This window comes from Pseudarthrobacter sp. 902506025 (genome assembly GCF_040702325.1).
In the GTDB taxonomy this organism is placed as follows: domain Bacteria; phylum Actinomycetota; class Actinomycetes; order Actinomycetales; family Micrococcaceae; genus Arthrobacter.
This window is the reverse complement of the sequence record NZ_JBFBKW010000001.1, coordinates 231187-256517: the sequence shown is the minus strand read 5'-3', so window position 1 is coordinate 256517 and position 25331 is coordinate 231187. Positions and strand designations below refer to the sequence as shown.

General features: G+C 61.1%; 19 protein-coding genes and 1 pseudogene. 5 read left to right on the top strand and 15 right to left on the bottom strand.

Going from position 1 to position 25331, the window contains the following annotated elements; genetic code table 11:
- Positions 1 to 577: 577 nt before the first annotated feature.
- Positions 578 to 1738: a PP2C family protein-serine/threonine phosphatase gene (locus tag AB0280_RS01135; protein WP_366366037.1), complete on the bottom strand. Its 1161-nt coding sequence runs from the start codon at positions 1736 to 1738 to the stop codon at positions 578 to 580.
- A 588-nt stretch (positions 1739 to 2326) separates the two neighbouring features.
- Here AB0280_RS01135 and AB0280_RS01130 point away from each other — a divergent pair.
- On the top strand, positions 2327 to 3517 hold the full coding sequence (locus AB0280_RS01130; RefSeq protein ID WP_307493422.1) for a glycosyltransferase: 1191 nt from the start codon (positions 2327 to 2329) through the stop codon (positions 3515 to 3517).
- A 13-nt stretch (positions 3518 to 3530) separates the two neighbouring features.
- Entirely contained in the window at positions 3531 to 3680 is a 150-nt protein-coding gene (locus tag AB0280_RS01125) for a hypothetical protein (RefSeq protein WP_307493454.1), read from the top strand.
- Positions 3681 to 3751: 71 nt separating this feature from the next.
- Here the strand turns inward: AB0280_RS01125 and AB0280_RS21515 are convergent.
- A pseudogene (locus tag AB0280_RS21515) lies at positions 3752 to 3859 on the bottom strand (beta-mannanase); the annotation flags it as partial.
- 436 nt (positions 3860 to 4295) lie between these two features.
- Between AB0280_RS21515 and AB0280_RS01120 the strand changes: the two are divergent.
- Both AB0280_RS01120 and AB0280_RS01115 read left to right on the top strand, forming a co-directional pair.
- Complete coding sequence (locus tag AB0280_RS01120; RefSeq protein ID WP_307493420.1) at positions 4296 to 4553, top strand: hypothetical protein; 258 nt, start codon at positions 4296 to 4298, stop codon at positions 4551 to 4553.
- A gap of 1387 nt (positions 4554 to 5940) precedes the next feature.
- Positions 5941 to 6390, top strand: a complete 450-nt coding sequence (locus AB0280_RS01115) for a VOC family protein (RefSeq protein WP_307493418.1) — start codon at positions 5941 to 5943, stop codon at positions 6388 to 6390.
- Between the two features lie 490 nt (positions 6391 to 6880).
- Here AB0280_RS01115 and istB read toward each other — a convergent pair whose 3' ends face one another.
- Positions 6881 to 7669 (bottom strand): IS21-like element helper ATPase IstB, encoded by a 789-nt coding sequence (gene istB / locus AB0280_RS01110; RefSeq protein ID WP_307493483.1) that lies wholly within the window; start codon positions 7667 to 7669, stop codon positions 6881 to 6883.
- Positions 7669 to 8886, bottom strand: a complete 1218-nt coding sequence (gene istA / locus AB0280_RS01105; RefSeq protein WP_307493482.1) for an IS21 family transposase — start codon at positions 8884 to 8886, stop codon at positions 7669 to 7671. The genes istB and istA overlap by 1 nt, the downstream gene beginning before the upstream one ends.
- A gap of 1064 nt (positions 8887 to 9950) precedes the next feature.
- Here istA and AB0280_RS01100 point away from each other — a divergent pair.
- Positions 9951 to 10187, top strand: a complete 237-nt coding sequence (locus AB0280_RS01100) for an STAS/SEC14 domain-containing protein (RefSeq protein WP_307489311.1) — start codon at positions 9951 to 9953, stop codon at positions 10185 to 10187.
- Positions 10188 to 10565: 378 nt separating this feature from the next.
- On the opposite strand, the gene AB0280_RS01095 is transcribed toward AB0280_RS01100, so the two are convergent.
- The 11 genes from AB0280_RS01095 to AB0280_RS01045 all read right to left on the bottom strand — a co-directional run bounded on the left by AB0280_RS01095 (position 10566) and on the right by AB0280_RS01045 (position 25248).
- Positions 10566 to 11309: a GAF and ANTAR domain-containing protein gene (locus tag AB0280_RS01095; protein ID WP_307489313.1), complete on the bottom strand. Its 744-nt coding sequence runs from the start codon at positions 11307 to 11309 to the stop codon at positions 10566 to 10568.
- 324 nt (positions 11310 to 11633) lie between these two features.
- Entirely contained in the window at positions 11634 to 12251 is a 618-nt protein-coding gene (locus AB0280_RS01090; protein ID WP_307489315.1) for a hypothetical protein, read from the bottom strand.
- 327 nt (positions 12252 to 12578) lie between these two features.
- The gene (locus tag AB0280_RS01085) at positions 12579 to 13277 is read right to left on the bottom strand and encodes a GDSL-type esterase/lipase family protein (RefSeq protein ID WP_366366036.1); all 699 of its coding nucleotides are present in this window, start codon (positions 13275 to 13277) and stop codon (positions 12579 to 12581) included.
- Between the two features lie 60 nt (positions 13278 to 13337).
- Positions 13338 to 14150 carry an SGNH/GDSL hydrolase family protein gene (locus AB0280_RS01080; protein ID WP_366366035.1) on the bottom strand — a complete coding sequence of 271 codons (813 nt, stop codon included), beginning with the start codon at positions 14148 to 14150 and terminating at the stop codon, positions 13338 to 13340.
- Between the two features lie 138 nt (positions 14151 to 14288).
- The gene (locus AB0280_RS01075; RefSeq protein WP_307489318.1) at positions 14289 to 16778 is read right to left on the bottom strand and encodes a DUF4982 domain-containing protein; all 2490 of its coding nucleotides are present in this window, start codon (positions 16776 to 16778) and stop codon (positions 14289 to 14291) included.
- A gap of 150 nt (positions 16779 to 16928) precedes the next feature.
- Positions 16929 to 17426, bottom strand: coding sequence for a ribose-5-phosphate isomerase (locus AB0280_RS01070; RefSeq protein ID WP_307489319.1), 498 nt, complete (start codon positions 17424 to 17426; stop codon positions 16929 to 16931).
- Positions 17427 to 17531: 105 nt separating this feature from the next.
- Positions 17532 to 19049 carry an L-arabinose isomerase gene (gene araA / locus AB0280_RS01065; protein ID WP_307489321.1) on the bottom strand — a complete coding sequence of 506 codons (1518 nt, stop codon included), beginning with the start codon at positions 19047 to 19049 and terminating at the stop codon, positions 17532 to 17534.
- 80 nt (positions 19050 to 19129) lie between these two features.
- The gene (locus tag AB0280_RS01060) at positions 19130 to 20209 is read right to left on the bottom strand and encodes a LacI family DNA-binding transcriptional regulator (protein ID WP_307489322.1); all 1080 of its coding nucleotides are present in this window, start codon (positions 20207 to 20209) and stop codon (positions 19130 to 19132) included.
- Between the two features lie 80 nt (positions 20210 to 20289).
- Positions 20290 to 21027 (bottom strand): L-ribulose-5-phosphate 4-epimerase, encoded by a 738-nt coding sequence (locus tag AB0280_RS01055; RefSeq protein ID WP_307489323.1) that lies wholly within the window; start codon positions 21025 to 21027, stop codon positions 20290 to 20292.
- The gene (locus AB0280_RS01050; protein ID WP_307489324.1) at positions 21024 to 22646 is read right to left on the bottom strand and encodes a xylulokinase; all 1623 of its coding nucleotides are present in this window, start codon (positions 22644 to 22646) and stop codon (positions 21024 to 21026) included. The genes AB0280_RS01055 and AB0280_RS01050 overlap by 4 nt, the downstream gene beginning before the upstream one ends.
- Before the next feature lie 385 nt (positions 22647 to 23031).
- Positions 23032 to 25248 carry a beta-glucosidase family protein gene (locus AB0280_RS01045; RefSeq protein ID WP_366366034.1) on the bottom strand — a complete coding sequence of 739 codons (2217 nt, stop codon included), beginning with the start codon at positions 25246 to 25248 and terminating at the stop codon, positions 23032 to 23034.
- Positions 25249 to 25331: the final 83 nt, after the last annotated feature.

Sequence of the window (25331 nt, the reverse complement as noted above, 5' to 3'; positions counted from 1 at the left end):
GATTCGTAGGGGGCGCTGGACGCGGCACGGAGCCTGAAGACCTCGAGCCAAAGGTCGGCGCCGACGGCCTCGCTGCGGAACTTGAAGCCAGTCTGCGCACGCATTTACCCGCTCTGACGAGATGGCAATCCTGCCCGAGTTGGCAGTAACTTCCCGACACCGATCAAGCACTGCGGCAAGGCCACCGCCTACCGCCTTAGCACCTTAGTCGGCCCAGAGCCTGAGCGGCTATGTCCAGCGCCATTGAACAGGAATGCCCGCCTCTGCACTGGGAGCGGGCCGGTCCCGAGCCTGATGGGTTTCCCGTGAGTGCTGATTCTTACAGCTCCTCGCTTGCCGGCCGGCCTGCGTACCCGCAGGGAACGGACTTTGTATCTGATCAGGCGTGGCGAGCGATTCTCATTCGGATTTGAGCCCATTCTCCGGGCAATGGCTTGTCACCGGTGCCTCCCAGTGGCACAGGGTGTCCTTCGCTGCGTCCAACCCTCGCCTTGCCCACGTGGAGCTCGCCGGCACTCATTCATCACTGAAGCTGCCGTAGGTGGAGCAGCCGGTCAGTTCACTCTCCGGAGGGCGATCACGGTGATGTCGTCATCGCGTTTTTTACTGGGGCCAGTCTCCGAAGAGCTTCGATCAGAGTGGACGGATGGGGGTGTTGCCTGACGAGTTCGGCAACTTCATCCAGGGCCGCGAGGGTGCCGTCGTAGAGGTCGAGGACCCCGTCGGTGAACGACACCAACACCTGGCCCGGCTGCAGTTTCGTCTCGTTGGCTTGCCAACTGCCGGGGCCGCCCAGACCCAATGGCAGGCCGGGGCTGCGCAGTTGCCGGTACTCGCCGTCGGGGCTCACGATGAGGGAAAGCCCGTGCCCGGCGTCTGCGTACCGAAGTTCACCGGTTTTGAGATTCAGCCGGCACCGGAATCCGGTAGCGAAAACGCCGGTAGCGTCCAGGTCCTCGGCCAGGCTCTGGGAGGCGTGGTTGAATGCGGCGGAGGGTTCCGCGGTTCCGGCGGCGTTGGTGGCTGCCCGGACGGTGGCTGCCATCAACGCCGCTGCTGTTCCTTTACCCATGACGTCTGCAAGTGTCACGTCGAGACAGCCGTCTGCTTCGTTCCAGGTGTAGAAGTCACCTCCGACCCTGTGGGCGGGCAAGCTCATCCCTGCCAGTTCGTAGGAGGGAGCGCCGGGGCTGGAAGAGGGCAGGAGTGCCTGCTGTACGTCGTGGGCGCGGTCCAGGTCCATGGAGTCATACAGCTCCCTTTCCGCCCAGGAGCCGAGCTCATCGAGCACCCGCCGGTCCGCCTCACTCAATACCCGGCTCTTGCTGTCGAATAAACACAACGTTCCCACGCGGTGTTCACCGCTAATGGTCAACGGTCGCCCTGCATAGAAACGTACGCCGCGCCCCCCTGCGACATCGGGCTTCGACGCGAAGCGGGGGTCAGCGGCGGCGTCTTCAACCACCAGCAGGTCAGGCCCGGAAATGGTGACGTCGCAGAACGTATCAGCCCGGTCCATCGTCCGTGCCCCGGGAACTGTGGGGGACTTGATGAACAGCTCTTTGTCGTCGAGAAGGTTTACGGCCGCCACGGGCACGTGGAACAGTTCCCGGGCAATGCGCGTAATCCGGTCAAAGCGTTCTTCCGGATCCGTTCCCATCAAGTTCAGGGAGTGAAGCGCCGCCACCCGCTCCTGCTCCTGGCTTTCATCAGTGGCCTCTGTGGTGAAACTAGCCATCCTTGTCGCTCCTCTACTCGCTCCCCTGCGGCAAGTCCAAATCATCTCCCGGGCTCAAAGCCCGGCCAGCAATCCACCTGCACCCCAGTACCGTTTGTAGATCCCTACCCACATCCGGGCATAAATCAAGAAAGTTGAGTTCACACGGATCGCCGCAGCCGAACGCAGGAGCAACAATAAGAAAAAATTTGCGGATTGGATCGCTCCGCAATGGTCGATCCCTACGCCAAATCTCCCTGACTACCAGCCCTCTTGAACTTACTGCACGCCCCCTGCCAGCCTTCTGCGTTGTCCTCCTGGCACCTTCCTTGATCCAACCTGTGACAGCAGGCGGTCGAGGCCCTTCGGGCCCATTGCCAGGCTGGTACCTCCGGTCCGCAGCTGTCCCGGGCACGGACCGATGGCCCTAAGCGACGCCTCGGAGCACCCGAAACTAAGTGTTTACGCAGGTCAGAACGATCAAAGGCCGCCTTTAGCAGGTGAACTTTCTGAAACCTTGAGGGTACGAAGGGGCGAAATTTGAGTTGGTGCTCCAAGAATGGAGGCGGCCCGATGGAGAGCCAAAACACAAAAACTTAGGAGCCCTCCATGCCTACCGCCCTGGCCACGTTGTCCGCACCCTCCTGTACGCACCGGGACCTGTCGACCACGACGCCCTCTCCCCGTGGTGCCGACACCGCACACCCCTCCAGCCCACGTGCCGGGCATCCTTTACGGGTGGTGGTCCTGGTTCCGGCCTACAACGAGGCGGGCTCTATCGGGGCGACCCTCGAGGGCCTGATGCTCCAGTCACGGCCAGCGGACCTGGTGGTGGTGATTCCCAACGGCTGCACGGACACCACCGCGTGGGAAGCCCGGAAGTACCCGGTCACCGTGATGGAGCTGCCACGGCTGGAGCACCGCAAGTCCGAGGCCCTCAACCGGGCCTGGCAACAGTACGCGTACGACGCCGACGTAGTGGTTTGCCTCGATGCGGACACCGTCCTTCCGCCCAACGCCCTGGCCGCCTGGGAGTGCGAGTTCATCGGCCGGCGGGCCGCCCGGTTGGGCGGCTCATCGTCGAAGTTCACCATGCAGGACCCTGGGTTCCTGTCCAGGCTGCAGAAGGCAGAGTTCGCGACGTGGACCGACACCGCGCTCCGGCGCCGGCAGACCAGCGTCCTTGCCGGAACCGGGTGTGCGATCAACAACGCTGTCCTGCGGCAGATCGCATCCCGGGACGACCGGGAAGGCCCCTGGGTGTACACCTCGCAGGTTGAAGACTTCGAGCTGACGTACCGGATCCGGGAACTGGGGTATATCTGCCAGGTCTCCCCCGACGTCCGTGCCTACACCGACTCGATGAAGACCATCAAGGCGTTGTGGGGCCAGCGGATGAAATGGCAGGTCGGCACGGTCGAGGACCTCCTAAACCTGGGGATCAACCGCCTGACCCTGCGTGACTGGGGACAGCAGGCCATGGGACTGCTGGGAGTATTCCTGAAGGTCCTGTGGATCGCCGTCATTGTCCTGGCCCTGGCCTTGCACGTTTTCAAGATCATCCTGTTCTGGTGGCTGGTTCCCGTCCTGTTCGTCGCGCTGGACATCAAACGCGCGCTGCGGATCCCCCACCGGGACTGGAAAGACGTCCTTTTGGCCGCCACGTTCTTCCCCCAGGAACTGTTCATGTGGCTGCGCTCGGGGTGGTTCCTTGCCTCCTGGTGCGCGGTCCTGACCACTAAGATCACCCGGCGGCGCATCGACCGCTGGGAAGCCCAATACACCGCAGAGGACATCTAGAACCATGTATGGAATGACTACCGGCGCCCCCGCCACCGGAGCCGCAGCCCTGGCCTACACCGGCCTGAACGTCGGTTCCTCCCTCCTCACCGCCCTGGGCGTCATGCTCATCGGCGTGGCCCTGCTGTCGCTGCTGCGCAAGGGAAGCAAGGTCAAGCCCTGAAGCCGGCCGCGCCGGCCCAGGCTGGAACCCGGCCCGGGCAGGGCGTTGGCGGCCGCAACCGGCTGTAAGGAGGTACGCCGGGCCTGCAGGGCGTTTTTGAAGGCTGTAGCGGAACTGGTGCTGCTGTTGATCCGCCAATCTGTTTCCTTTTGCACGTGGAACCACACGAACCCGGTCACGAGTAGCTCGGCGCAGTCCTGCCGCATGGGGCACGCACGCTTCTTGGTTTAGCTTTACAGAATCTTCAATATCGGCCGTCTGAAGCAGGCAGGGGATCTACGGTGAACGCAGCGCCGCACTGCTGGACACTACGCCCGGATTAAGTCTATTGACCGCAGGTGGGGGACGGAAGGTCCTTTGCCGCCCGCAAGACCTGGACCTGCAAAACGATAGGCGGCCCAACGCATCCCTTATCGGAGAGTACCGATTCCGGGGACACAACGCTCTCATCCTGGGACTGCTGGGCTGCTGGACAGAGGGAGTGGGAATGCGTACATTCGATATGGCACAGGTCACATTTGTGGAGGTGCTCTCTTCGGGCTCCGTGCAGGCCTTGAGGAGTCCCGCTGTAGCCTGACGGCGGATGAATGCACGCAGCGGAAGAGAAGCCCCGCCATGGATGCATCACATTTCACCGCGTTCCTTGAAGAAGCCACTGTTCGTGAGTTTGATACTGATTGTCCCCTGTCGGCGGATTGCCTTTACGGCCTGTATGTCAGCTGGTGCAGCCTCAAAGGCCTCCGGGCGGAGGCGGACTTTACGTTCCGGGCGGCGATGCACCGACGCGACATTGATGTCCACGACAGTCGGCTTCGGATGACAGGTCCGGCGGCCGCCGACTATATCCTCGCCACGTACCCGGCGGCTGCGTGACATGACCGTAAATTCTTATGGCCATGGCCAGCACGTGCCAGGGATACCCTCTGGTGAACGTCCGCTGATGTGTGCCGGTTGCGGTACCGATCGCGGGATCACTGTGTATTCGATTGAAGCGCTGAATCCGCGCTCGTCGGGGGAGGTCGAGGTGGGGTACTCCTGCATCAGCTGCCGTCGGCACTTCCTCCATTCCGCTGACGTCGGGGCCGTTGCCACCATCGTGAACAGGACCAGCAGCTTAACGGGTGTTTTGGTGTTCGGACCCCACTACATCCACTGCGGCCAGCCCATGCAGAAGTCCGGTTCCGAGCTGCATCGGCTCAGTGCACCCAGATTCACCGATCAGTCATCAGAGGACGTTTTGGACGTCTATCTAGCCACTCGGGTCCTGCGCTGCTCGTGCGGTTTCCAGATGGAAATGCCCGAATAAACCTGCCACCGGGCAGTGGCAGGGCTGCCTATGCGCCCTGCCACGCCATGGGCAACAAAGCCATGCGCGCTCTGTTTCGCCATGTCGTAGATGGTGAGAATCGTGCTGCAAGTTATCGGAGTCCGGGACTCACTGATGGTTGCCTCTTCCCAAAGAGGGAAGGTGCGCGATTCATGGAAACCTGCTCTACCCGGAGTTGCTAAGCGGTTCACTACCTTGTCCAGATGATGAACAAAGGACCCGTTGACCTGTTTCTGTAGTGCTGGGAGCCACAGGCTAAGCATCCGTCGTCTTCAGGGCGCATCACGCATACGATCAGCCCTTATTTGCGGCGAAAGCAAGCCCTCGCTGTAAGCCGCAGGTCATCAGTAAGTAATCCATGCTTCTGCTCCCCTGCTTCCACCCGTAGAGGACCAGAGTTCAATTGACTCACCGAAGCCGCTGCAGCGGACGTTATTTCTGCCTGAGCTTCGCCCTAGGGTTCCGTCTTCCACCTCAACCGGTGCTTATGGCGTGGCCCCATGAGGGAATTACTCAGATAGCTGATGATTCGTTGGACCAGCGGTCTGCTGCCCGTCCCGCTCGAGGTCCAGCTAATATCCAACAAGGTCTATACAAGCCTTCCGTGACATCGGATACTTGGCAACAAGGCGTTAACGCCACCACTGCCGCGCAAGGGACAGTGGAACGATGGCTACGGGGACTCCACCAGCGCATGACACCCTCCCTCCCCCGCCAGCGCCCTTCCTAGAGGCCAGGCCTTCCACAGGCACTGGCCTCTTCCCATACCTCCCGATCAATCTATGCATGCAGCAGTGCGTCTGCGAACCTCATCCCCCGAAACTCTGAGCCGTGCAAGTTACCCAGACTGGTTCATTTGGGAACTGAGCCTGCTTCAGCAGTCCACAAGTGAACCCACCAGTCGATGTATTTGGATAAGAAGGAGGAACTATCATGCCAATCCGTCTCAACCCTTATCTGAGCTTCCGCACCAATGCCCGCGAGGCGATGAACTTTTACCACGAGGTTTTTGGTGGCGACTTGGCCATCACCACCTTCGGGGACCTGGAGGCGAGCCAGAACCCGGACGAGGACCACCTGGTCATGCATGCACTCCTAGTGACACCGTCGGGCTTAACCCTGATGGGAGCGGACTCCCCGGAGCGGACTGATTACCGCCCAGGCAACACCTTCAGCATTTCTCTTAGTGGTGATGACATGGATGAACTACAGCGCTGCTGGCTGCAGCTGTCCGAGGGCGGGACTGTGACGATGGCGCTGGACGTTGCTCCGTGGGGCGATGCATTCGGCATGTGCATGGATAAATTCGGGGTGTCGTGGATGGTAAATATCGAGGGGTGGGGCAGAAAGAATGCGAAGGCGCCGGAACCTGAGGACGACTAAACACAAGCAGCAGCGGCTACCACCTGCCCGCTGTCCGACTGTCCCTTCCACTGCGCCGAGGCAGAAGCCGAGCAACTCCTGGCAGATCCCCATCATGATCAGCTAGGTCGCCGGCGCGCAGGTCCCGGGCACACTGGCCTCCTCCATGCCGCCTATTCAGCGCCCCGCAAAATGCGGGCGGGTCGGGACCTCGCACCTCGTGTGGGGACAGGAGGTCGTGTACCACTCCATGGTGGCAGAGGCCGGGACTTCTGATCGGGTCTTCCGGCCGTATCCCTGGTCTGCTGCTGACATGCTGGGGCATGCCTTACGTGATCGAATACCGGACGGCCTCGAGCGCGGGACAGTTTAGGGTCGAAGGCGCTGATGTGTGCCAGGCGGTAGCAAAGGCCGCGGAAGCTTTGAGCGGCCTGCCCCGTATCAGTGCTGTCAGCGATGGTCGAAAAGTGAGCCATTTCGTGGGTTGAAAAGTGAGCCACTTTGACGCTGGCTATTCTGCCGTATTTTCCGGTCTTGTCGAGGGCAGCGAGTCGACCTGAGTGTGTTTGAGGCGGTAGCTGGAGCCTTTGAGGGTGATGACTTCGGCGTGGTGGACGATGCGGTCGATCATGGCCGACGCGACGACCTGATCGCCGAAGACGTCGCCCCAGCGGGCGAAGGGCAGGTTCGAGGTCAGGATCAGGGAGGCGTGTTCGTAGCGCGATGAGACCAGTTGGAAGAACAGGTTCGCGGCGTCCTGCTCGAACGGGATGTAGCCGACTTCGTCCACGATGATCAGTCCGTAGCGGCGCAGCCTGACCAGTTCCTGGGGCAGCCGGCCGTTCTGGTGGGCTGCCTGGAGCCGGGCGACCCAGTCGATTGCGGTGGCGAACAGGACCCGGTGTCCGAGCAGGGTGGCCCGTAAACCCAGACCGGTGGCGAGGTGTGTTTTGCCGGTGCCGGGCGGTCCGAGGAGGACGATGTTGGACGCTTCGGTGAGAAACGCGCCGGTGGCAAGGTGCGCGATGGTGTCGCGTTTGAGGCCGGGCTGGTGATCGAAGTTGAAGTCTTCGAGTGATTTCCGGGCCGGGAACCCGGCGGCCCGGGCCCTGATCTCGGCGCCGGAGGCTTCCCTGGCTGCGACTTCCCGGGACAGGACAGCGGCGAGGTACTCCTCGTGCGTCCAGCCACCTTCACGGGCCTGGTCCGCGAGCCGGGTTGCTGCTTCACGGATCCGGGGTGCTTTCATCGCCCGGGAGTAGTACTCGATCTGGCCAGTCGTTTCTTTGGCTTCGGGCATCAGGCGACCTGCCCGTCATCGAGGACCACACCGAATGCCCGGTCGTAGTCCGCCAAGTCCCGCACCCCCGTTGTTTCGCCGACCGGATGAGGGGTTTGGAAGGCCTTCCGCAGTGCCCTTGCCGCCTCGACGTGGCCCGGGTCGGTGATGGTCAGGCCGGCGCCCCACGACCGACGGTGGGTCCCGACGGATCTGCCGTCCAGGCTGATCGTGACGGATTCGAGGTCGGCGGTGACGTCAACGAACCGGCCAATGGCCTGCGGGTGGACGGAGTAGTCGTTGGATCCCATCCGGACGTAGTAGTCCCTCGGCAGCCGGACCCTAAAGGTGAATCCCGTGACCGGTGGAACCGGTGGCAACGCCATCATGGCCGCTTTGTCCGCAGCGAGCAGGTCCGACGGGCGGGCCCCGGTCCGCCTGACCAGCCGGGCGTTGGCCTTCGGCAGCCACTGCCCGAGCTGGGTGTTGAAGTCCTCCGGAGAGGCGAAGACCCGGCCCGGCAGGAAGGACGTCTCCAGGAATTGGTTGGCCCGCTCTACCACGCCCTTGCTCTCCGGGTCGTAGGGTTTGACCTGCACGATCCTGGTGGCCAAGACCCCGGCGAACGCGGCCACCCCTGCGGCGTAGCTGTTCCGCCGGCCGATGCCGGTTTCGTTGTCCCAGATCAGCCTGCGTGGAACCGCACCCAGGGATCCGAGCAGCTCCCACATGCCGGCGAGCAGGTCCCCGGTCATCCGTGACGGGATCATCCGGGCCATGATGAACCGAGAATGCGAGGACACCATCACCAGCACCGGCAACACCCTCGCCTTGCCGGCACTGACGGGTATCCGCACCTCCGGGAACCACAGATCGCACTGCGCCTGATCCCCGGGATCGTAAGAGATCCGGTCTGCAGGATCAGCCGGGGCATACTCCAGCCGGATCCTGGCCACGTTTTCCCGAAACCACGCCGGAGACCCGGACCAGCCCACCCGTTCAGCCAACACCGTCGCCGGCATCCGCGGGTTCTCCACCAGCAGCGCACGAATCGCCGGTTCCACAGCCTTGATCCCGGAGTCCTGAGGCGCCCGAACGTACGTAGGCGGACTGTCAGAGCTGACCGCCTTCGCCACCGTGTTCCTGGAGATCCCCAACCGCGCCGCTATCGACCTCATCGACTCACCCTCGGCCAGATGCAACCGCCGAATAAGCGCCCAATCCTCCACTGTGATCACCCACCCAATCGTTTGGAACGGGTAGCTCAGTTTTCAACCGTCACAATGGCTCACTTTTCGACCGTCACCGACAAGTGCGATGTTGCTCTGCTCCCGTGACCCGATTCCAATCGCCGATACGGGTTCGATTCTGGGCAATTTACACACCAGCGCACGGATGGCGAAGGCGCGGAGCATGAACAGACTAGCCACACGGCGTGCTGACTCCTAGCGGCATGGTGACGTGCACGGGAGCAAGAGAGGATCGTATGAGAACCGGACTAGGAACCAAGGTCAGCGCCCCGGCTGCCCAACCAAGCAGGACCTCTGACCGCATCTTTAGAACGCCTAGAGCCGCCCCCAAAAAGGAACGGCTCTAGGCGCTATCCATCCAGACTGGTCGGCAAGGGACAAGCTCACGGCAGCAGGACGGATATATGCCCACCGGTCCCGGACCCCTTTGGGAAACGACCGACACCGGTGGACGGCACAACAGTAGCAGTCCCTGGATGTGTGCTTTCACCCGCCCTGCGGCTCGATGCGACGCACCATCGGGCGGCAACCATAAGGTTTTCCGTCCTGCGGCCCAGCAGGTCATCACAAATCTACGTTGCCCACCCAGAGTGGCAACAACGGAATTGTGGTGATGCTGCGGAAATCTTGAGTCAAAAGTGATGGATGACAGGGAATACTCTTGGGGTCGTGCAGCAGAGCGCGACGGTTTGCGCGCGGCCGGCGGCGCTGCTCCGGCCGCGAAGGGACCATGGCATTGCCGGAACTTCCCCGCCTGTTGGCAATAACCACAGGCGGGGATATCCGGGCTTCCACGTCGGGTGCTTCCGTGGTCGGCTTTTGCCTGTGAACAGCAGGCTGGTCCCGACCGCTTCCCGCTGTCTCTTCCTGGGTGCTCGTGACACTGAAAGGCAGGCGGGATGATCCAAGTCGTGAATTCTCCGGAGTGCACGGTGTCGCTGGCGGGTGACATCGTTCGGGTGCGGTGGTTTCCAGGTGTCCGCGTTAGCCGGCAAGCCGCGATGGACTGCCTGGCTGCCGTGACGAGCATGGGTGAATGCAACAGAGTTTTGATGCTGGTCGATCTCACGGGCGTCGCTGGACTGGACCGTGGCGCCCGCACAGTCTTCGCCCAAGAGAAGCTGACCCGGAAAGTAGCCGTGATCGGTGCAACTCCGGTTGATGAAATCATCGCCAACTACTTCATCGCATTGGACTCAGGGCCCTCGCCCATCCGGTACTTCACCAATACCTCGGACGCGGAAGCGTGGCTGCGAGCGTGCCCTCTCGAAGCACCGCACTCCTATTAGCCGCGGAGCAGTTGCAGTCCGAGCGCCTGCTGGTCTGATAACCGCTCCATTCTGCGCGGCCGGTACGGCCGGGGTGATCTTTGGCGGGACCTGTGCAGGCGACTCCTGGGGCACGTGATTGGCCTCGTGCCGTCCGCTCCCCTGTTAGTGCCCAGGATGGTGCTGGGTGCTCACAGGTGTTGCCATGGGAACCTGTCGAAAGCCGCCCCCAGTTGCCCATAACAGCAGTGGCACTTACGTCCGCGACATCAAAGTCTCTGACCAGCCGCGAGTTCTATCGGACCCTGCAGCTTTTCCCCAGTGGGTTCGTGGTGGCCAGCGCGCCCGTCGCCAGGGGCTGGGGACGCCCGCGGCGGTTGGGTCTCTTAGGGGGTTGGCCTAGGCGTCGAAGTGCGTGCGAACGCTGGGGTCGTGTGCAACTGATGCGACGACGGACGCGGCGATGTCCCGGAGTTTTACGTTGCGGGTGTTGGAGGCGATGCTGAGGATCTTCATTGCCGTGTCCTGGTTACAGCGATTCTGCGCCATGATGGCGCCGGCCGCCAGGTCAATGATCGTCCGGGATTCCAATGCGGCCATCAGGTTGGCCTTAGCCTCGGTCAATTGACTGATCCGGACAGCCAGTCGAAGGGCTTTGGAGGCGTGGTAGGAGTAGGTTTCCACCATGGCGATGTCGTTGGCAGTAAACGCCCGGGATTGCGTGGAGTATAGGTTCAGTCCGGCCGTCGCTTGGCCTTCAAGGATTAGTGGCACTGACAGGCAAGACCTCACCGAGGCTTGGCGGGCGGCCCCCCGGAATTCCGGCCAGCGGCGATCCTCAGCGATGTCCGGAAGGTGCACGATCACCCCTTGGCGGATGGCAGTAAGACACGGCCCGTCACCGGCACTGAATTGGCTGTCGTCCAAGCGCGCCGCGCCTTCATCGCTACGGGCTATCGTCACCTGCTTCTTCTGTCGGATCAGCATGATGCTGCAGATGGCGTCACCCGGGTCGGATAACGTCGTCGCGGAGAGCTCGGCAAGTTCATCCAGCATCTCCTTCACATCCTCGGTTCTGAGGACGAGGTCCTGCAGATGATCAACGAGAATTTCCGTCGATTGACGGACCGATTCCGCTGCCATCCTTTGCCCATCTCTAAAGAAGTTGAACACCGGGAACTCTGAAACACCCTGGCGCTATAACGAGGTCATCCTCCGAGTATGCCCCGCTCCGCATCGAGTTGCGAGAGGCCAACCCAGAGGACATCGCCCGATCGTTGGGTCAAGGCCCCGTGCCGGGCCCGGGGGTGCTAGTGGCGCCCAATCGCCCACACGAATGCAGGCAGCTGAGTGGGCATGCCCGGGAAACTGTTACTCGTCCCCTCATGCCGGGCTATGAGTGTGTCCTATTGGGATTTCTCACAGTGCATTACAACACCCTGCTGATCGAATAGCGCACGGCTAGCTCTAGCTGGGGGCGTGGCCCTTCTCGGCATTGCCTGGGTCCGGGAAGTCGTGCGGGCGGCGAGAGATTTCCAGGCCGATGTCGTTATACCGACCCAGCAGATCCGAGCTGTTCTGAAGGTATGGGCAGTCGAGCAACGCGAAGAGGTCGTCACTGGCCGTACGCAGTTCTTCATTGGAGAATTCCGTGAGCGGGCGGCCGTACAGAGCCTCGATCCACATGACGGGAAGATCGGGGGATTCTCCGGCGAACCGGCCTCCAGGGAACAGCTCGCGAATGTCGTCGTCCCTGGGCAGTGGCAACTCAATGAGGTCAGTGTTCATCGAGGAGCTGTGGGCATCGGACGTTAGTTGGAGGGAAACCCCCGCACCGCATCCGCCCTGCAGGGCGGCGTCCAGAGCGTTGAGGTCGCTCCGCAGTCCTGCCAGGGCAGATGACTCCACCAGGGCCGCATGCGAGAGGTCAATGCAGATATGGCAGCGAAGGCCCGTCCACCGTACACGCCGGATTACGTGGGTCAGCTCGTGGCGGGAACGAAGGTGCAGGCTGCCGCGGATGTCGATCCGGACGACGTCGGCGGATGTATCAAAATTAGCGATTGCGTCTAATGTGCGGTCCATAGGTGCTCCAAAAAGTTCTATGGCCGACGGCTTAGCCTTCCCAAGAGACTAGTCATCCGGGGACCCGTACACAACACCGTCCTCAGCGGGCCGGGCGCACTCTAAAGTGAGGAGTGGATCCGGGTACTCCCGAAGACCCGCAGAGTCCCGGGTTTTCTGAGAATGGTTTTGCCTAAGCGATCGGGACAAATCGACTCATCCAATCAGATGTGCAGAGTACGGACTTACAGAATCTCCATTATCGGCGTTCATTCAGTGGTTAGTGGAGAACCGTCCACTGAATAGTACGCGGGTCGCTGTTCGGGATGGTTTAGCAGTCCATCCTGGTCAGATTGCAGGAGAGGATTTCTTTTGCTTTGCCGGGCCTGCGGGTTCCAGTTGTGGGTTCGTCGCTGGCACGAGGCCTAGTGTTGAAAATTCGCTCCGGAGGACCTTGGCCCACGCGGCGTAGCCCAGACCGTTAAGGTGTAGGGCGTCAGCGGTGAATTCCTCCCGCAGTGCGCCGTTGTTATCGGCCAGTGCAGGCCACAAGTCTACGAAAACCGCGTTTTCCCGAGCAGCAATATTGCGGAGTAGTGAATTCAAGAACGTGATATTTTCGCGGTACTTGCGGTGGCGCGGCATAACACTGTTAATCAGGAAAGGAGCTTTGGGAGCGCGTTTCCTGATCTCCTTGACGAGTTCTTGGATAGACGCTGCGATGTCTTCTGCTTTTCGTTTTGCCCCGCCCAGGTCATTCGTCCCGATCAACAGAGATATAGCCACGGGGTCATGGATCGCAGTGTCCAGTCTGGTGAGGACTCCCTGTACGTCGTCGCCACCGATGCCGCGGTTGAGGGTTGGCAGCTCGGGGAACCATTCGTCCCACTGCCCGCCTTCGGTAATGCTGTCTCCTAGGAACAGGACTCTTTGAGGCGGGAGGGGAAGCTCTTCAAACTGGGAACGGCGCATGGTGATGCTCCGCGAAACGAAACGAAGGATCAAACGAGTGATGGGATTCATTGATTCTTTACGAAATGCAGGCACGATCCATAGTTTATTCCCGGTCCGGGGAAAAACCAAGGGCGGCACCCTAAGTGGTCCGAATTAGGATGCTAAATGATCGCTGATTAGCCCGGCGGCAGCCCGCATTCCTTCTCGGTTAGGGTGGAACGAAACTCCGTTTCCGGGCTTGGGCCGGAAACCGTTGACCCAAGGTTCTGGGCATCCAAGGGCATGGTTCTCGCTGAACTGCGAGAGTTTAATTAGCTCAGATCCGGAACGATCTGCAGCGTGTTGGAACATTTGTGCAACCTGCTCGCCAATTACCCGCAGTGTGGACATGGTTTCACTGTCAAAGGGTGCTGAGGGCCCGGGTGTTGTTCGATGCCCGATTATCGTGAGGTAGTCGACAAAGACGACGCGTGCCTTTGGGGCCCGACGGTGAATTTCCTCCGCGACGCTCACTAGTCCCGCAGTGGCACGGTCAATTACTATTCCCGGCTTCTCGCTTATCTGTGGGAGTTTGATTCGCGAAAGGACAGGCTGCGTTGACAACCAGCCCTTCAATGCGGCTGCGTACATCGAACCGATGTATCCGACGTCATTGCCACCCGCTGTCAGGGTGACCAGATCGCTGTCGTGGGACAGGCCCCGGATTTGGGGCTGGAATTTTAGGAGGCCGACCCGCTGTGGACGGGTAAGTATTGTTTCCGTGGTTGCGCCCGATATGGATAGGTCTGTGAGCCGGCAACCTAGCTTCTCAGCGAGAAGGTGCGGGTAGTTGAGGGCGGATCGTTGAGCGCGTCGGCTCTCTATAGGCCGGATGCCTGGACCAGCGGCAAAGGAACTGCCTAGAGAAGTTAGGTGGGCGATTCCGGGTCTCGTCTGGCCGGGAACCTCTGCGGAACTGCTGTTCACTTATTTCTCCTCGACGATCGCGGGTCGGCGCCGGCAGTGTAGGTATCTGTGTGAAGGGAGCGGCGGTGGCAATCGATGGCTGGTGAGGCCCATGGGCCTATGCCTGATTTGCTAACGGCGTTCTCGAAAAGGCATCTTTCAAGCTTGCAAGATCCCACGGAGTCCCCTTGCTGATTTGCCGGAGTTGTCGCTGGTCGTAATCTTGACGGTTGCTTGGGTCAAGCCGTCTGCGCTGGCCGTGAACGTGATCTCGCCGGGACGTGTTGTAGTGCGAATAATTGCTTGGGCCCGTCCCTGGTAGGTGCTGTGGGTTGGAGAGCTCAGTTGTTCAGCGGTCGCAGGGTTGGCGCTTCCGAAGCCTAGTAGCGTTCCTTCGCCTTCTACATTGACTGTCACGGGCCTATCATCGAGTGGTTTGAGCACGCCTGTGTTGTCAGTGAGCTCGACATCGATGAAGACCAGGTCAGCGCCGTCTGCCGTCGCCTCGCTGCGTTCAGCAGTGGCTCGAAGTACCGTCTCGGGGCCGGCCGAGGCTAGGGTCTCTGAACCGACGACGTTGCCGGATTTGTCGTATGCCGTGGCAGTGAGTTTCCCCGGCGCATATGGCATGCTGAAAACAGTGCGATATTGTTTCTTCTCCCTGACTTTTCGGGAAGCGATGAGCTTATCGTTCAGGTGCAGGTCAACACGGTGAGCGTCAGCGTATACTTCCACTTCGGCTTTGACGCCTTCGTATCCGCTCCAGCTCCAACTGTGAACGGTGTCGGTCGGCCGCCAATTGTTCTTGGTGCGTTTTTGACCGGCATGGTTCAAGGGGCGCACGGACAAGAACGGGCCTCGTGTTCGGCCCCACACAATCTCGTTGTAGTACGACCAGGGTTGCCGGTAACCGGTGATATCGATGATCGGTGCCCCTGCCAGGAGTGCCGGGTAGGGCTGGAACAGTTTGCGGGGACTGTCATACTGCTGAGTGGCGATGCCGGCTTCCCCTACGTAGTCCCAGGCTGTCCACACGAATTCGCCGATGACGTTGGGCATGGCGTTGATCAGCCGCCATAGTGTAGCGGTTGTGCTGGGGGTCGTTTCCGTACCAACGATAACGCGGTCCGGATACCGCTTGGTGTCCCTGACCCACCGGTCATGCCCGTAGTTGTAACCCGCAACATCGAGGGCGAACTGTGCTTCCCTCGTCCTATTCTCGGCTTGGGGGAGCCTGAGCAGCAGCGGAGTGAGCTTCTCGAAGGCGCCCATCAAAAAGTTGAGCATCGCGATCGTCTTTTCAGGATTGCCCGCCTTCTCTTTGTTCTCGACCTTTTCGGACTCCACTTTGGGGTCGTCCTTAGGGGCAATGAAGCTCAGGAAGACGTTCACCCCATTGGTGATGAAGCGGTCGGGGTCCGCTGATCGGGCGTGAGCGGCTATGTCGTAGCCGAGCGCCTTGCCTTGGTCAGTGGAGATCTCGCCAATCTCATTGCCGATCGAATACATGATCACTGAAGGGTGGCTGTAGTCCTTGGCGATCAGCGCGTCGAGGTCACGTTGCCACCACTCCAGGAAGTGCCGAGAGAACCCATCGCGGGACTTGGGCCTCCACCATTCATCGCCGAGTTCATCCATGACGAGCATCCCGAGTTTGTCGCATGCTCGAAGAGTCGCCCGTGAGAGGGCGTTGTGAGCGCTTCGGATCGCGTTGTAGCCGGCATCACGGAGGATGCGGATCCGGCGTTCTTCGGCAGCCTCCAGTGTGTGGGCGCCGATGATTCCGTTGTCGTGGTGGATGCAGCCCCCGCGCAATTTAGTTGTGGCGCCGTTGATTTGGAGGCCTTGGTGCGCGTTGACAGTAACAAGCCGGATCCCAAACGTATCCTCGACTGTGTCGAGGCCGTCGTTCTTGTCGGCGAGCTCTGCGTAGACGCTATACAGGTGCGGATGCTCCGGCGACCAAAGGTGTGCGCCGTCGATAGTAAATTCGACGGCATGGACGGAGTTTGTTCCCGGCGGGGTCACTACCTCTTGGGAGGTTGCCGAAATCTCTTTGCCGTCCGGCCCCGTAAGTGTGACTCTCAACGTGGAGGTGCGGGCTTTGATGTCGTCGTTAGTGACAGTGGCACGGGCATGAACCGTAGCGTTGGTGCCCTCCAGGCTAATTGTCCGCAACTGCAGGCCGGTCGGATCGATATGCAGAAGAGGACCGATCAGGAGGCTGACCGGGCGATAGATTCCGCTTCCTGAGTACCACCGCGAATTTGGGCCTGACGGGTTATTGGCAACTACCTCAAGGAGGTTATCTTCCCCGTACTTCAGGTGGTCATCAAGCACTACTCGGAACTCTGCGTAGCCCGAGGGGCGTCCCCCGATGAGTACGCCGTTGAGGTAAACCTCCGAGCGCATATAGACACCTTCAAACTCAATGACAACGTGTTGCCCGCGCCACGCTTCGGGCGCAACGAAGGTCTTGCTGTATCTGTACACGCCACCTGGGTAGAAGCCTGTGTGGTAGCCATTTGCCGTTGCCGGGTCGCGTTTTTCGTAGAGCATGGCATCGTGCGGGAGTGTCACAGCCGTGGGCTTCGCGGACCCGGCAATGCCGGAAACAAGCCAGTCTGTATTGAACGGTGTGCGTTTCATAATCCCTCGTTATGGTGATTGAACTGACAGAAAGCAGCCGGAACTGAGTGAGCGCCGTTTGGATGCGAGCTGATGGTCTTGCAACTAAGTGGCGGTTTCAGCGGCACCGACTAAAACCAACGCCGCCATGGGCGGTATTGCCAACCGCTGCTACTCCATAGCGCTGCCGGCGTTCTCGAAGTGGGCAATTTGGCCGATACGTCGGGCGTGCCTTTCGTCATTGCTGAAAGGAGTCTGAAGAAAGGCTTCCACGAGGTCGAACGTTTCCTGAGCTGAGTGTTGCCTTGCTCCCAAGGCAACAACGTTGGCGTTGTTATGTTCCCTGGCGAGAACGGCCGTTGAGTGGTTCCACACTAGTGCCGCACGGATGCCCTTCACTTTGTTTGCCGTGATTTGTTCACCGTTGCCGGAACCGCCAAGAACAATGCCCAACGCATGCCTCCCCGACTGTTGGTCGGTGATAACAGCCTGGGCTGCACGAATGCAAAAAGCGGGGTAGTCGTCTTGCGGGTCGTACGTCTTTGGCCCGTGGTCAACAACTTCATACCCTTTTGCTGCCAGGCGCCTTACGAGATCAGCGCTAAGGTCAAGCCCGGCGTGGTCAGTGGCTATATGGACCCGGGGGCAGAGTTGCGTGTCCGTGGACATTGAATTTTCCGTTCTTATGCATGTGATCTAAGTGCTGGGTAAAGGTAGGCGGAAGCCGGCCGGGCCCATGGCGCAGCCCTGCGTCCGGCCGGCTGAAGGGAACCGTCAGATGCCGCCGGCGAGTTTGTAGTAGGCGGCGTTCCAGTTCAGGTCTTTCTTGAACTGGCGGATGGTGGTGTCTTCGTCGATGGTGAGCAGTTCGGTTTTGGCGATTTCGGCGAAGTCCTCGAAGACGTCCATGCCCACCTGGGTGGAGAGCACGGTGTGGTGGGCGGCGCCGGCGGTGAGCCAGGCGGCGGCGGAGGTGGCGAAGTCCGGTTTCGGTTCCCACAGGGCGCGGGCCACGGGGAGGTTGGGCAGGGGCTGGTCCAGGGGGACGACGTCGACGGCGTTGGCCACCAGGCGGAAACGGTCGCGCATGTCGGACAGGGCGACGACGACGCCCGGGGAGGCGTCGGCGTCGAACACCAACCGGACGGGGTCTTCCTTGCCGCCGATGCCCAGGGGGTGGATTTCCAGCCGGGGCTTGGCGGCGGTCAGGGAGGGGCAGACCTCGAGCATGTGGGCGCCCAGGATCTTTTCGGAGCCGGGTTCCAGGTGGTAGGTGTAGTCCTCCATGAGGGACGCGCCGCCGGGCAGGCCGGCGCCCATCACCTTGGCGGCCCGGACCAGGATGGCGGTCTTCCAGTCGCCTTCGGCGCCGAACCCGTACCCGGCGGCCATGAGCCGCTGCACGGCGAGGCCCGGCAGCTGGCGGAGGGCTCCGAGGTCCTCGAAGGACGTGGTGAAGGCGGCGGAGCCGTTGCCTTCGAGGAAGCTGCGCAGGCCCAGTTCGATCCGGGCGCCGTAGCGCAGCGATTCGTGCCGGGCCGCGCCTGCGCGGAGCTCCGGCACCACGTCGTAAAGGTCCTCATACTCGGCCACCAGGGCGTCGACGTCGGACTCTGCAGCACCGTGGACGGCGTCGGCGAGCTCGTTGACGGACCAGGTGTTGACCGCGACGCCGAAGCGCAGCTCGGCCTCGGTTTTGTCGCCTTCGGTGACGGCGACGTTGCGCATGTTGTCGCCGAAGCGGGTGAGCTTCAGGCTCCGGACGGCGGCCCAGCCGGCGGCGGCGCGCTGCCAGGAGCCCACCTGGCGGGCCACCTCGGGGTTGGAGACGTGCCCGACGACGGTTTTCCGGGCGATGCCCAGGCGGGACTGGATGTAGCCGAACTCGCGGTCGCCGTGGGCGGCCTGGTTCAGGTTCATGAAGTCGAAGTCGATGTCCGCCCACGGCAGGTCGCGGTTGGCCTGCGTATGCAGGTGCAGCAGGGGCTTGCGCAGCAGGTCCAGGCCGGAGATCCACATCTTGGCCGGGCTGAAGGTGTGCATCCAGGCGGTGACGCCGATGACCGAGTCATCCGCGTTGGCCTCCAGCGCGGTGCGGCGGATGGCGTCCGAGTCGGTCAGGACCGGCTTCCACACGATCCGCACGGGCACGGCGGAGGAGGCGTTCAGCTGGTTGGCGATCTCCTGCGACTGGGCGGCCACCTGCTTGAGGACTTCCTCGCCGTAGAGGTGCTGGCTGCCGGTGAGGAACCAGACCTCGTAGCCGTCGAGGGAGGTGTTTGCTGCGGTCATGGGTTCTCCAATTGAGATTCGATAGTGGATATTGGCCAAGCGGGGGGCCGCGAAGGAATTACTAAAGGATGATCGTTGCGCTACGTGTTTTTGAAGGAACGCCGCGGTCCCGGGTTCGGGGAGTGCGGCCTCGATAAGGGCGACACCGGCTGGTGGGGCGCCGTGCTTGCACGAATGTGAAGTGCTGGGGTGACTACCGCGGTGGGTGGGGGCATTCCGACGTCGAGTTCGCGCAGCATCAAGTCCACGGATTTGCGCCCCAGTTCTTCGAAGTCCTGTCGCACTGTTGTCAGTGGCGGGGTGAAGTAGGCGCTCTCCGGCTGATCGTCGAAGCCGACAACGCTGACGTCTTCCGGTACCCGTACCTGTGCTTCAGCAAGGGCTCTCAGGACTCCCAAGGCCATTTGGTCGTTGGCGGCAAACACAGCTGTTATCCGAGGGTCCTGGGCAATTTTCCTGCCGATGGTGTATCCGCTGCCGGCGCCCCAGTCACCTATAAACAGGTGTTCATCGGGGAGGCCGGCTCCGCGCAGAGCTTCCCGCCAGCCCGCTTTACGTTCGGAGCTGTCGGGCCACCCCGGCGGACCCGAAAGGTGAGCTATCGCGCGGTGGCCCTGCTGGAGAAGATGTTGTACTGCGGCACGTGCGCCCTGTCCCTGGTCCACTATTGTCCCGCTGACATTGCTGTTGGTTGGCGATCCGACAGTTACAACAGGAACGGACAGCTTCATGTCATCCAAAGCTGCAAGAGCTTCCTCGTGGGGTACTACCACGGCAATGCCGTCAACGGACTGGTCCATAAAATGGTTGATGGCCTCGCATATGCTCGCCCTGTTCACTTCACGCAGCGCAGCGATGCTGACGGAATAGCCAGCGTCCCTGGCTGCCTGTTCTATGCCCATCAGCGTGTTGGCTGGACCGTACTGGGACAACTCGCTCGCCAGTACCCCGATCCTCCGCGAACGGCGGGTGACCAAGCTCCTGGCTGCAGTGTTGGGCCGGTACCCGAGCTCGGCGATCGCAGCCTTGACCTTTTCTCTTGTGCCGGTGCGGACGTTCGGGTGACCGTTGACGACCCTTGACACCGTCTGATGTGAAACACCGGCGACGGCAGCGACGTCCTTCAGCCTTGGTGCCTTGCCATCAGTGGTCCTGTCCATGGTTCACCGAGCCGCTGTGTCGTGTATGGATACCGGCCGCATGTTTGACTCGCCGTCACGCCCGTGGCGGACGGGCTCCCTCAATTTATGGCCCCTGTGGGTTCTTGCCCGTAAACGTTTTGATAGCGGTTGAACAGGGCATCAACCGCTGCTGGTGCAATTGGGTGCGGTTCTCCTAACTGTCGCGAGAACAGCACTGATCTGGCTACATCTTCAACCATGACGGCTGCCTTGACAGCGTCACGGGCATCTTTGCCGATGGTGAACGGGCCGTGATTCTTCATCAGTACGGCACGGGAGCGGTGGCCACTGAGGGTATCGACGATTCCACGCCCAATGGAATCATCGCCGATGATTGCGAAGGGGCCGATAGGAATCTCGCCGCCGAACTCGTCTGCCATCGCCGTTGTTACGCAGGGTATGGGTTCGCCGTGCGCGGCCCAGGCTACGGCGTACGGGGAATGGGTGTGGACCACTCCCCCGACCTCGGGCATGTGGCGGTAAACGTATGCGTGTGCCGCCGTGTCGCTTGAAGGTGCCCTTTCTGAACCGGGCGAGTCGGGGACGACCTGGCCGTCGAGGGTGCAGAGAATCATATTGTCCGCGGTCAGTTCGTCGTACAGCACGCCGCTGGGTTTGATCACGAAGTAATCAGTTCCAGGAACGCGGCCCGATACATTACCGCCGGTCCACACAACAAGGTTGTAGCGCACAAGTTCCGCATGCAGCTTGGCGACGTCGCTTCGGACTGTTCGAATAGCCTCGGCTATCTCGGTAGACACTTGGCTTGATGGCTGGCTGGTCGTGCTAGAGCTCATGGTTGGCTTCCTTTCGGAGAGATTGCGTCAACGGCTGCGCGCTGGACGGCAAGCCCAGCGGCGTATCGGTCCAAGTACGTCGAGAACCCCGTTACGTCGGCAGGGTCAGGATTAGTCGTTTCAAAGGCCGCGCCCCCAAAGACGCTGTTGCGAAGAAACTCATTGAGGTCTCCTGAGGGGTGGGTGGCGAAGGCCGCAAGCACGGCGATCCCCCAAGCCCCACCTTCGGAAGCCGATTCCGCGACGGAAACGGGCGCGTTTAGAGCGCCGGCAAGAAAGCGTTGAGCGATTCCAGCGGTCCGAAACATGCCGCCGTGCGCGAACATCCGGTCGACCGCAACCCCTTCGTCGGCAAGGACGCGCATGCCAAGTACCAGCGTTGCGAACACGCCATACACCTGGGAGCGCACAAAGTTTGCAAGGGTGAACGTGCTGTCGGGTGCTCGTACAAGGAGTGGCCGGCCATCGCGCACGCCAGCAAGAGGTTCACCGGCGACGTAGTTGTACGCGATTACTCCGCCGGCATCTGGGTCGCCTTCGAGCGCTTCCTGAAGGAGGGCGGTGAACACGGCGTCCTGGTCGATGGTGCAGTCTGATTTACGCGCGAATTGGGTAAAGACCTGTACCCAGGCTGCAAGTTCACTTGCACCGTTATTGCAGTGGACCATTGCTACCGGAGCGCCCGCCGGAGTCGTTACGAGATCGAGCTCGTGGCGGACCTGAGCCAGCGGCCTTTCAAGGACGACCATGGCGAAGATGCTCGTGCCGACACTGACGTTGCCCGTCCGGGGGGCTATGGAGCATGTGGCGACCATTCCAGTACCGGCGTCACCTTCAGGCGGGCAGAAAACTGCCCCGGGCTGCAGGGCACCTGACGGGTCAAGCAACGCTGCGCCAGCATCCGTGAGTGTGCCGGCGTACTCACCCGCCACCAGCACCTCGGGGAGCACCTGGCTGAGGTCGAGCGCGGGAGCGGCATGAGCAACAAGTGCTTTGTAACGTGCCAAAAGGTCCGAGTCGTAAGTGTGGCTCGCAGAATCGATCGGGAACATGCCGGAAGCATCACCGATTCCAATTACTTTCCTTCCAGTGAGACGCCAATGAACATAACCGGCAAGGGTGGTCATGAAATCAATGCGTGGAACGTGGTCTTCGCCGTCGCTCACAGCCTGGTGTAGGTGGGCAATCGACCAGCGGAGGGGGATGTTGAGGTCGAATGCCTTTGTAAGCTCGGCAGACGCCGCGCCCGTAGTGGTGTTCCGCCAGGTCCTGAATGGCACGAGTTGTTGGTCATCGCAATCGAAGACCAGATAGCCGTGCATCATGGCGGAAACACCAATCGCTTGAAGAATGCGTGGTTGCACCCCATAGCGCTCATCGCAGTTCGCAACAAGATCTGCATAGGCTGCCTGAATACCGGTCCAGACGTCTGTCAGCGAGTAGGTCCACACCGCGTTCTGAAAGCTGCTTTCCCAGCTAAAGCTCCCCAATGCGAGCACGTGCCGGGGATCATCCCCGATAAGGCACGCCTTGATGCGGGTTGAGCCTAGTTCAATCCCCAGACGAGCGCGTCCGGAACATATGGCATCGGCTACAGATGACGTGCCGGGAAGATTCACAACAATCCTTCTCTTGCTGGCTCAGGCCAGATAATTTTTCGACATGTGAGGGGACAACCAAAGGATGCCCTAGGCTTCAGATGAACTTGGTTAGCGCTAACAATATTGAGACGCGCAGCCTCAAGGATGGTCACTATTCCTCACCTTGCCGCTTACTTAATCCCGGGCCCGATGACCTGGGCCCTTGAACTGAAGCGTTCGCCAAAGATTATTCCCGTCTGGGGAAAAAGGCAAGGCTGGCTTCTATATTTGGGCGAGCACGTCGTTGTTCCGGCTCTGTGCTTCTATTGGTTCTCGGCGTGTACGAGTTCGAGCGGAGCGAGAGGAGCTTCTCACATGCTTGTCATTCGAGAATCACGAGTGCATGCGGTGGTCCGTTCCGGTTCTAAAGCAAGCGAAGGCTTGTTTCTGACGCTTTTGGATCACCGGAGTAGGCGCCCGCTTCCAAGACCACGTCCGCCGCAGCCCACTCGAACCGCCCGTTGGCGCGGCGCTGCAGTGGGCGAAGAGAACCGGCCACCTCCATCGTCTTGGTCTCCCCTGGCGCCAGGTTCACGGGCTTGAAACCCAACAAAACCCGTCGGGGAAAGTCCTCTGCCTCGATCGAACCGTAAAGCTGTACGACGTGACGGCCAGCGCGTTCTCCTGTGTTGGTGACTTGTGTTGTCACCGTCACCCTATCTGCGGCGATCTGCGTGACAGTCAGGTCGCTGATGTCGAAGGTGGTGTAGGAGAGGCCGTATCCGAGTGGGAAGGCAGGGTTGTGGCCGTCGCGGTCCAAGAGGCGCTGCCCAAACCAGCGGTCGTACGTGATGCTGGTGGCGTCCCGGTCGAAGTAGGGTAAGTGTTCCTCTGTTGTTGGGATGGAGTAGGGAAGCCGCCCGCTGGCATCGGCTTTCCCATAAAGGACGTCTGTGAGGGCATTTCCCCCCTCGGATCCTGAATACCATCCCACGAGCATCGCCGGGACGGTGTCGCGCCAGGATTCTGTAATGACGGCTCCTGCGGTGACCACGACGACCACGGTTTTGGGGTTGGCAGCCGCGGTTGCCCGGATGATTTCCTCGTCGACAGGCCTTAACCGCAGGCTGGCCCGGTCGCCGCCAACGGTGCTGCCCATGGCGCCTGCGGCTCCCATGAGGTTGCTTGGGTCCATGCCTTCGGGGAAAGGAGGGAACAGGGCAAGAATGTCCGGGTCCAGCATGCTGTCCCCGCCGATGTATTCGCCTTCATCTTCTGCGGTGTAGCCAACGACGACGATGGCTACCTCCGCCTTTTTCGCTGTGGCGGCGGCTGCTTTGGGGTCGTCTTCGAATGAGGTGAAGAGCTGTGCTTCTGGAACGTTGTTCCGGAGTCCTTCGAGTGCAGTAACTACCTCCGGGGAGCGGACTGATGACGATCCGTGGTCACCCGTATTGGGTAGATTGGCCAGCCTGCCGATCAGCGCGACCGAATTCGTCTTCTCCGGACCGAGTGGCAGTACCGGTGTGCCGTCAACTGCATCGTTTTTCAGCAGGACCATGGACGTGGCCGCTGCTTCCCGCGCCAATTTCCGGTGTTCGCTGCAGAAAATAACTTCCTTTGCGGGCTCTTCCTCACGTGCGGAGGCATAGTGTCGAAGCTGGGTGCGCAGGACCCGCTTTGCTGCCCGGTCGACGTGCTCCCAAGAGACCCGGCCGGATTCAAGGTCTTCGGGTAGTTGCTGGGCGCGCTGCTGACGCATGGGCGCTTCAACGTCGAGACCTGCGCGCAGCGACAGGCCGGCGTCCCGGAAACCGGACACGAAATCAGTGATGGTGACGCCCTCGAAACCCCATTCACTGCGGAGGGTGCCTTCCAGGAGGGTTTCGTTCTGGCCGGCCCATTCGCCGTTGACGGAGTTATAGGACGTCATGATGCCGTCCACACCTTCCTCGACGACCCGGCGGAAGTGCGGGAGGAAGGCCTCGTGGAGCGTCTGTTCGTCGGCCAGCACGTCGACTTTGAAGCGTGCATTTTCCATGGAGTTAAGGGCGTAGTGCTTTGCGACGGCCATGGCGTTGCGTTGGACGCCACGAACGAGCGCTGCGCCGAACTCGCCCAGGAGAATGGGGTCTTCGCCGTAGGTTTCCTGTGCCCGGCCCCATGCGGGGTGCCTTGGAAGATTGATGCATACGCCACCGAAGAAGTTCCCTCCCTGGGCTCTCAGTTCACGGCCAATGGCGACGCCGATGCGCTCTTCCATCTCAACATCCCACGTCGCGCCACGCGCCATGGACACTGGAAACGCCGTGGACGCGCCCATCACTACTCCACGGGGACCATCACTGAAACGGAGGCCGGGAATCCCAAGTCGCTTGATCTCGCCCATCACGATGGGTTTCAGGTTGTACCCGGCGCTCATCTCTGCGATCCCGACCCAAAAATCCGAGTCACCATCGAGCAGCCACAGCTTTTCATCCTGTGTGAGCTGGCCAAGAAGCTGCTCTGTGGCCGCGTCCAGGTCAGCTCCTTGCCGAATGATGTTGACCGCTTCGTAGAAGCTACTGGTTGTTTCGTGGAAGCTATCGGTCTGGCTGGTCGGCATGATGCTGGTCTTTCTGGTGATGATGGGAGATGACATGCCTCCGTCCGAAGGAGAGCCGGGTGGGCGTTCTACGGGTGGGAGGGGTACGTAGCGGACACGTAATTGGGCAAAAGTGCTTG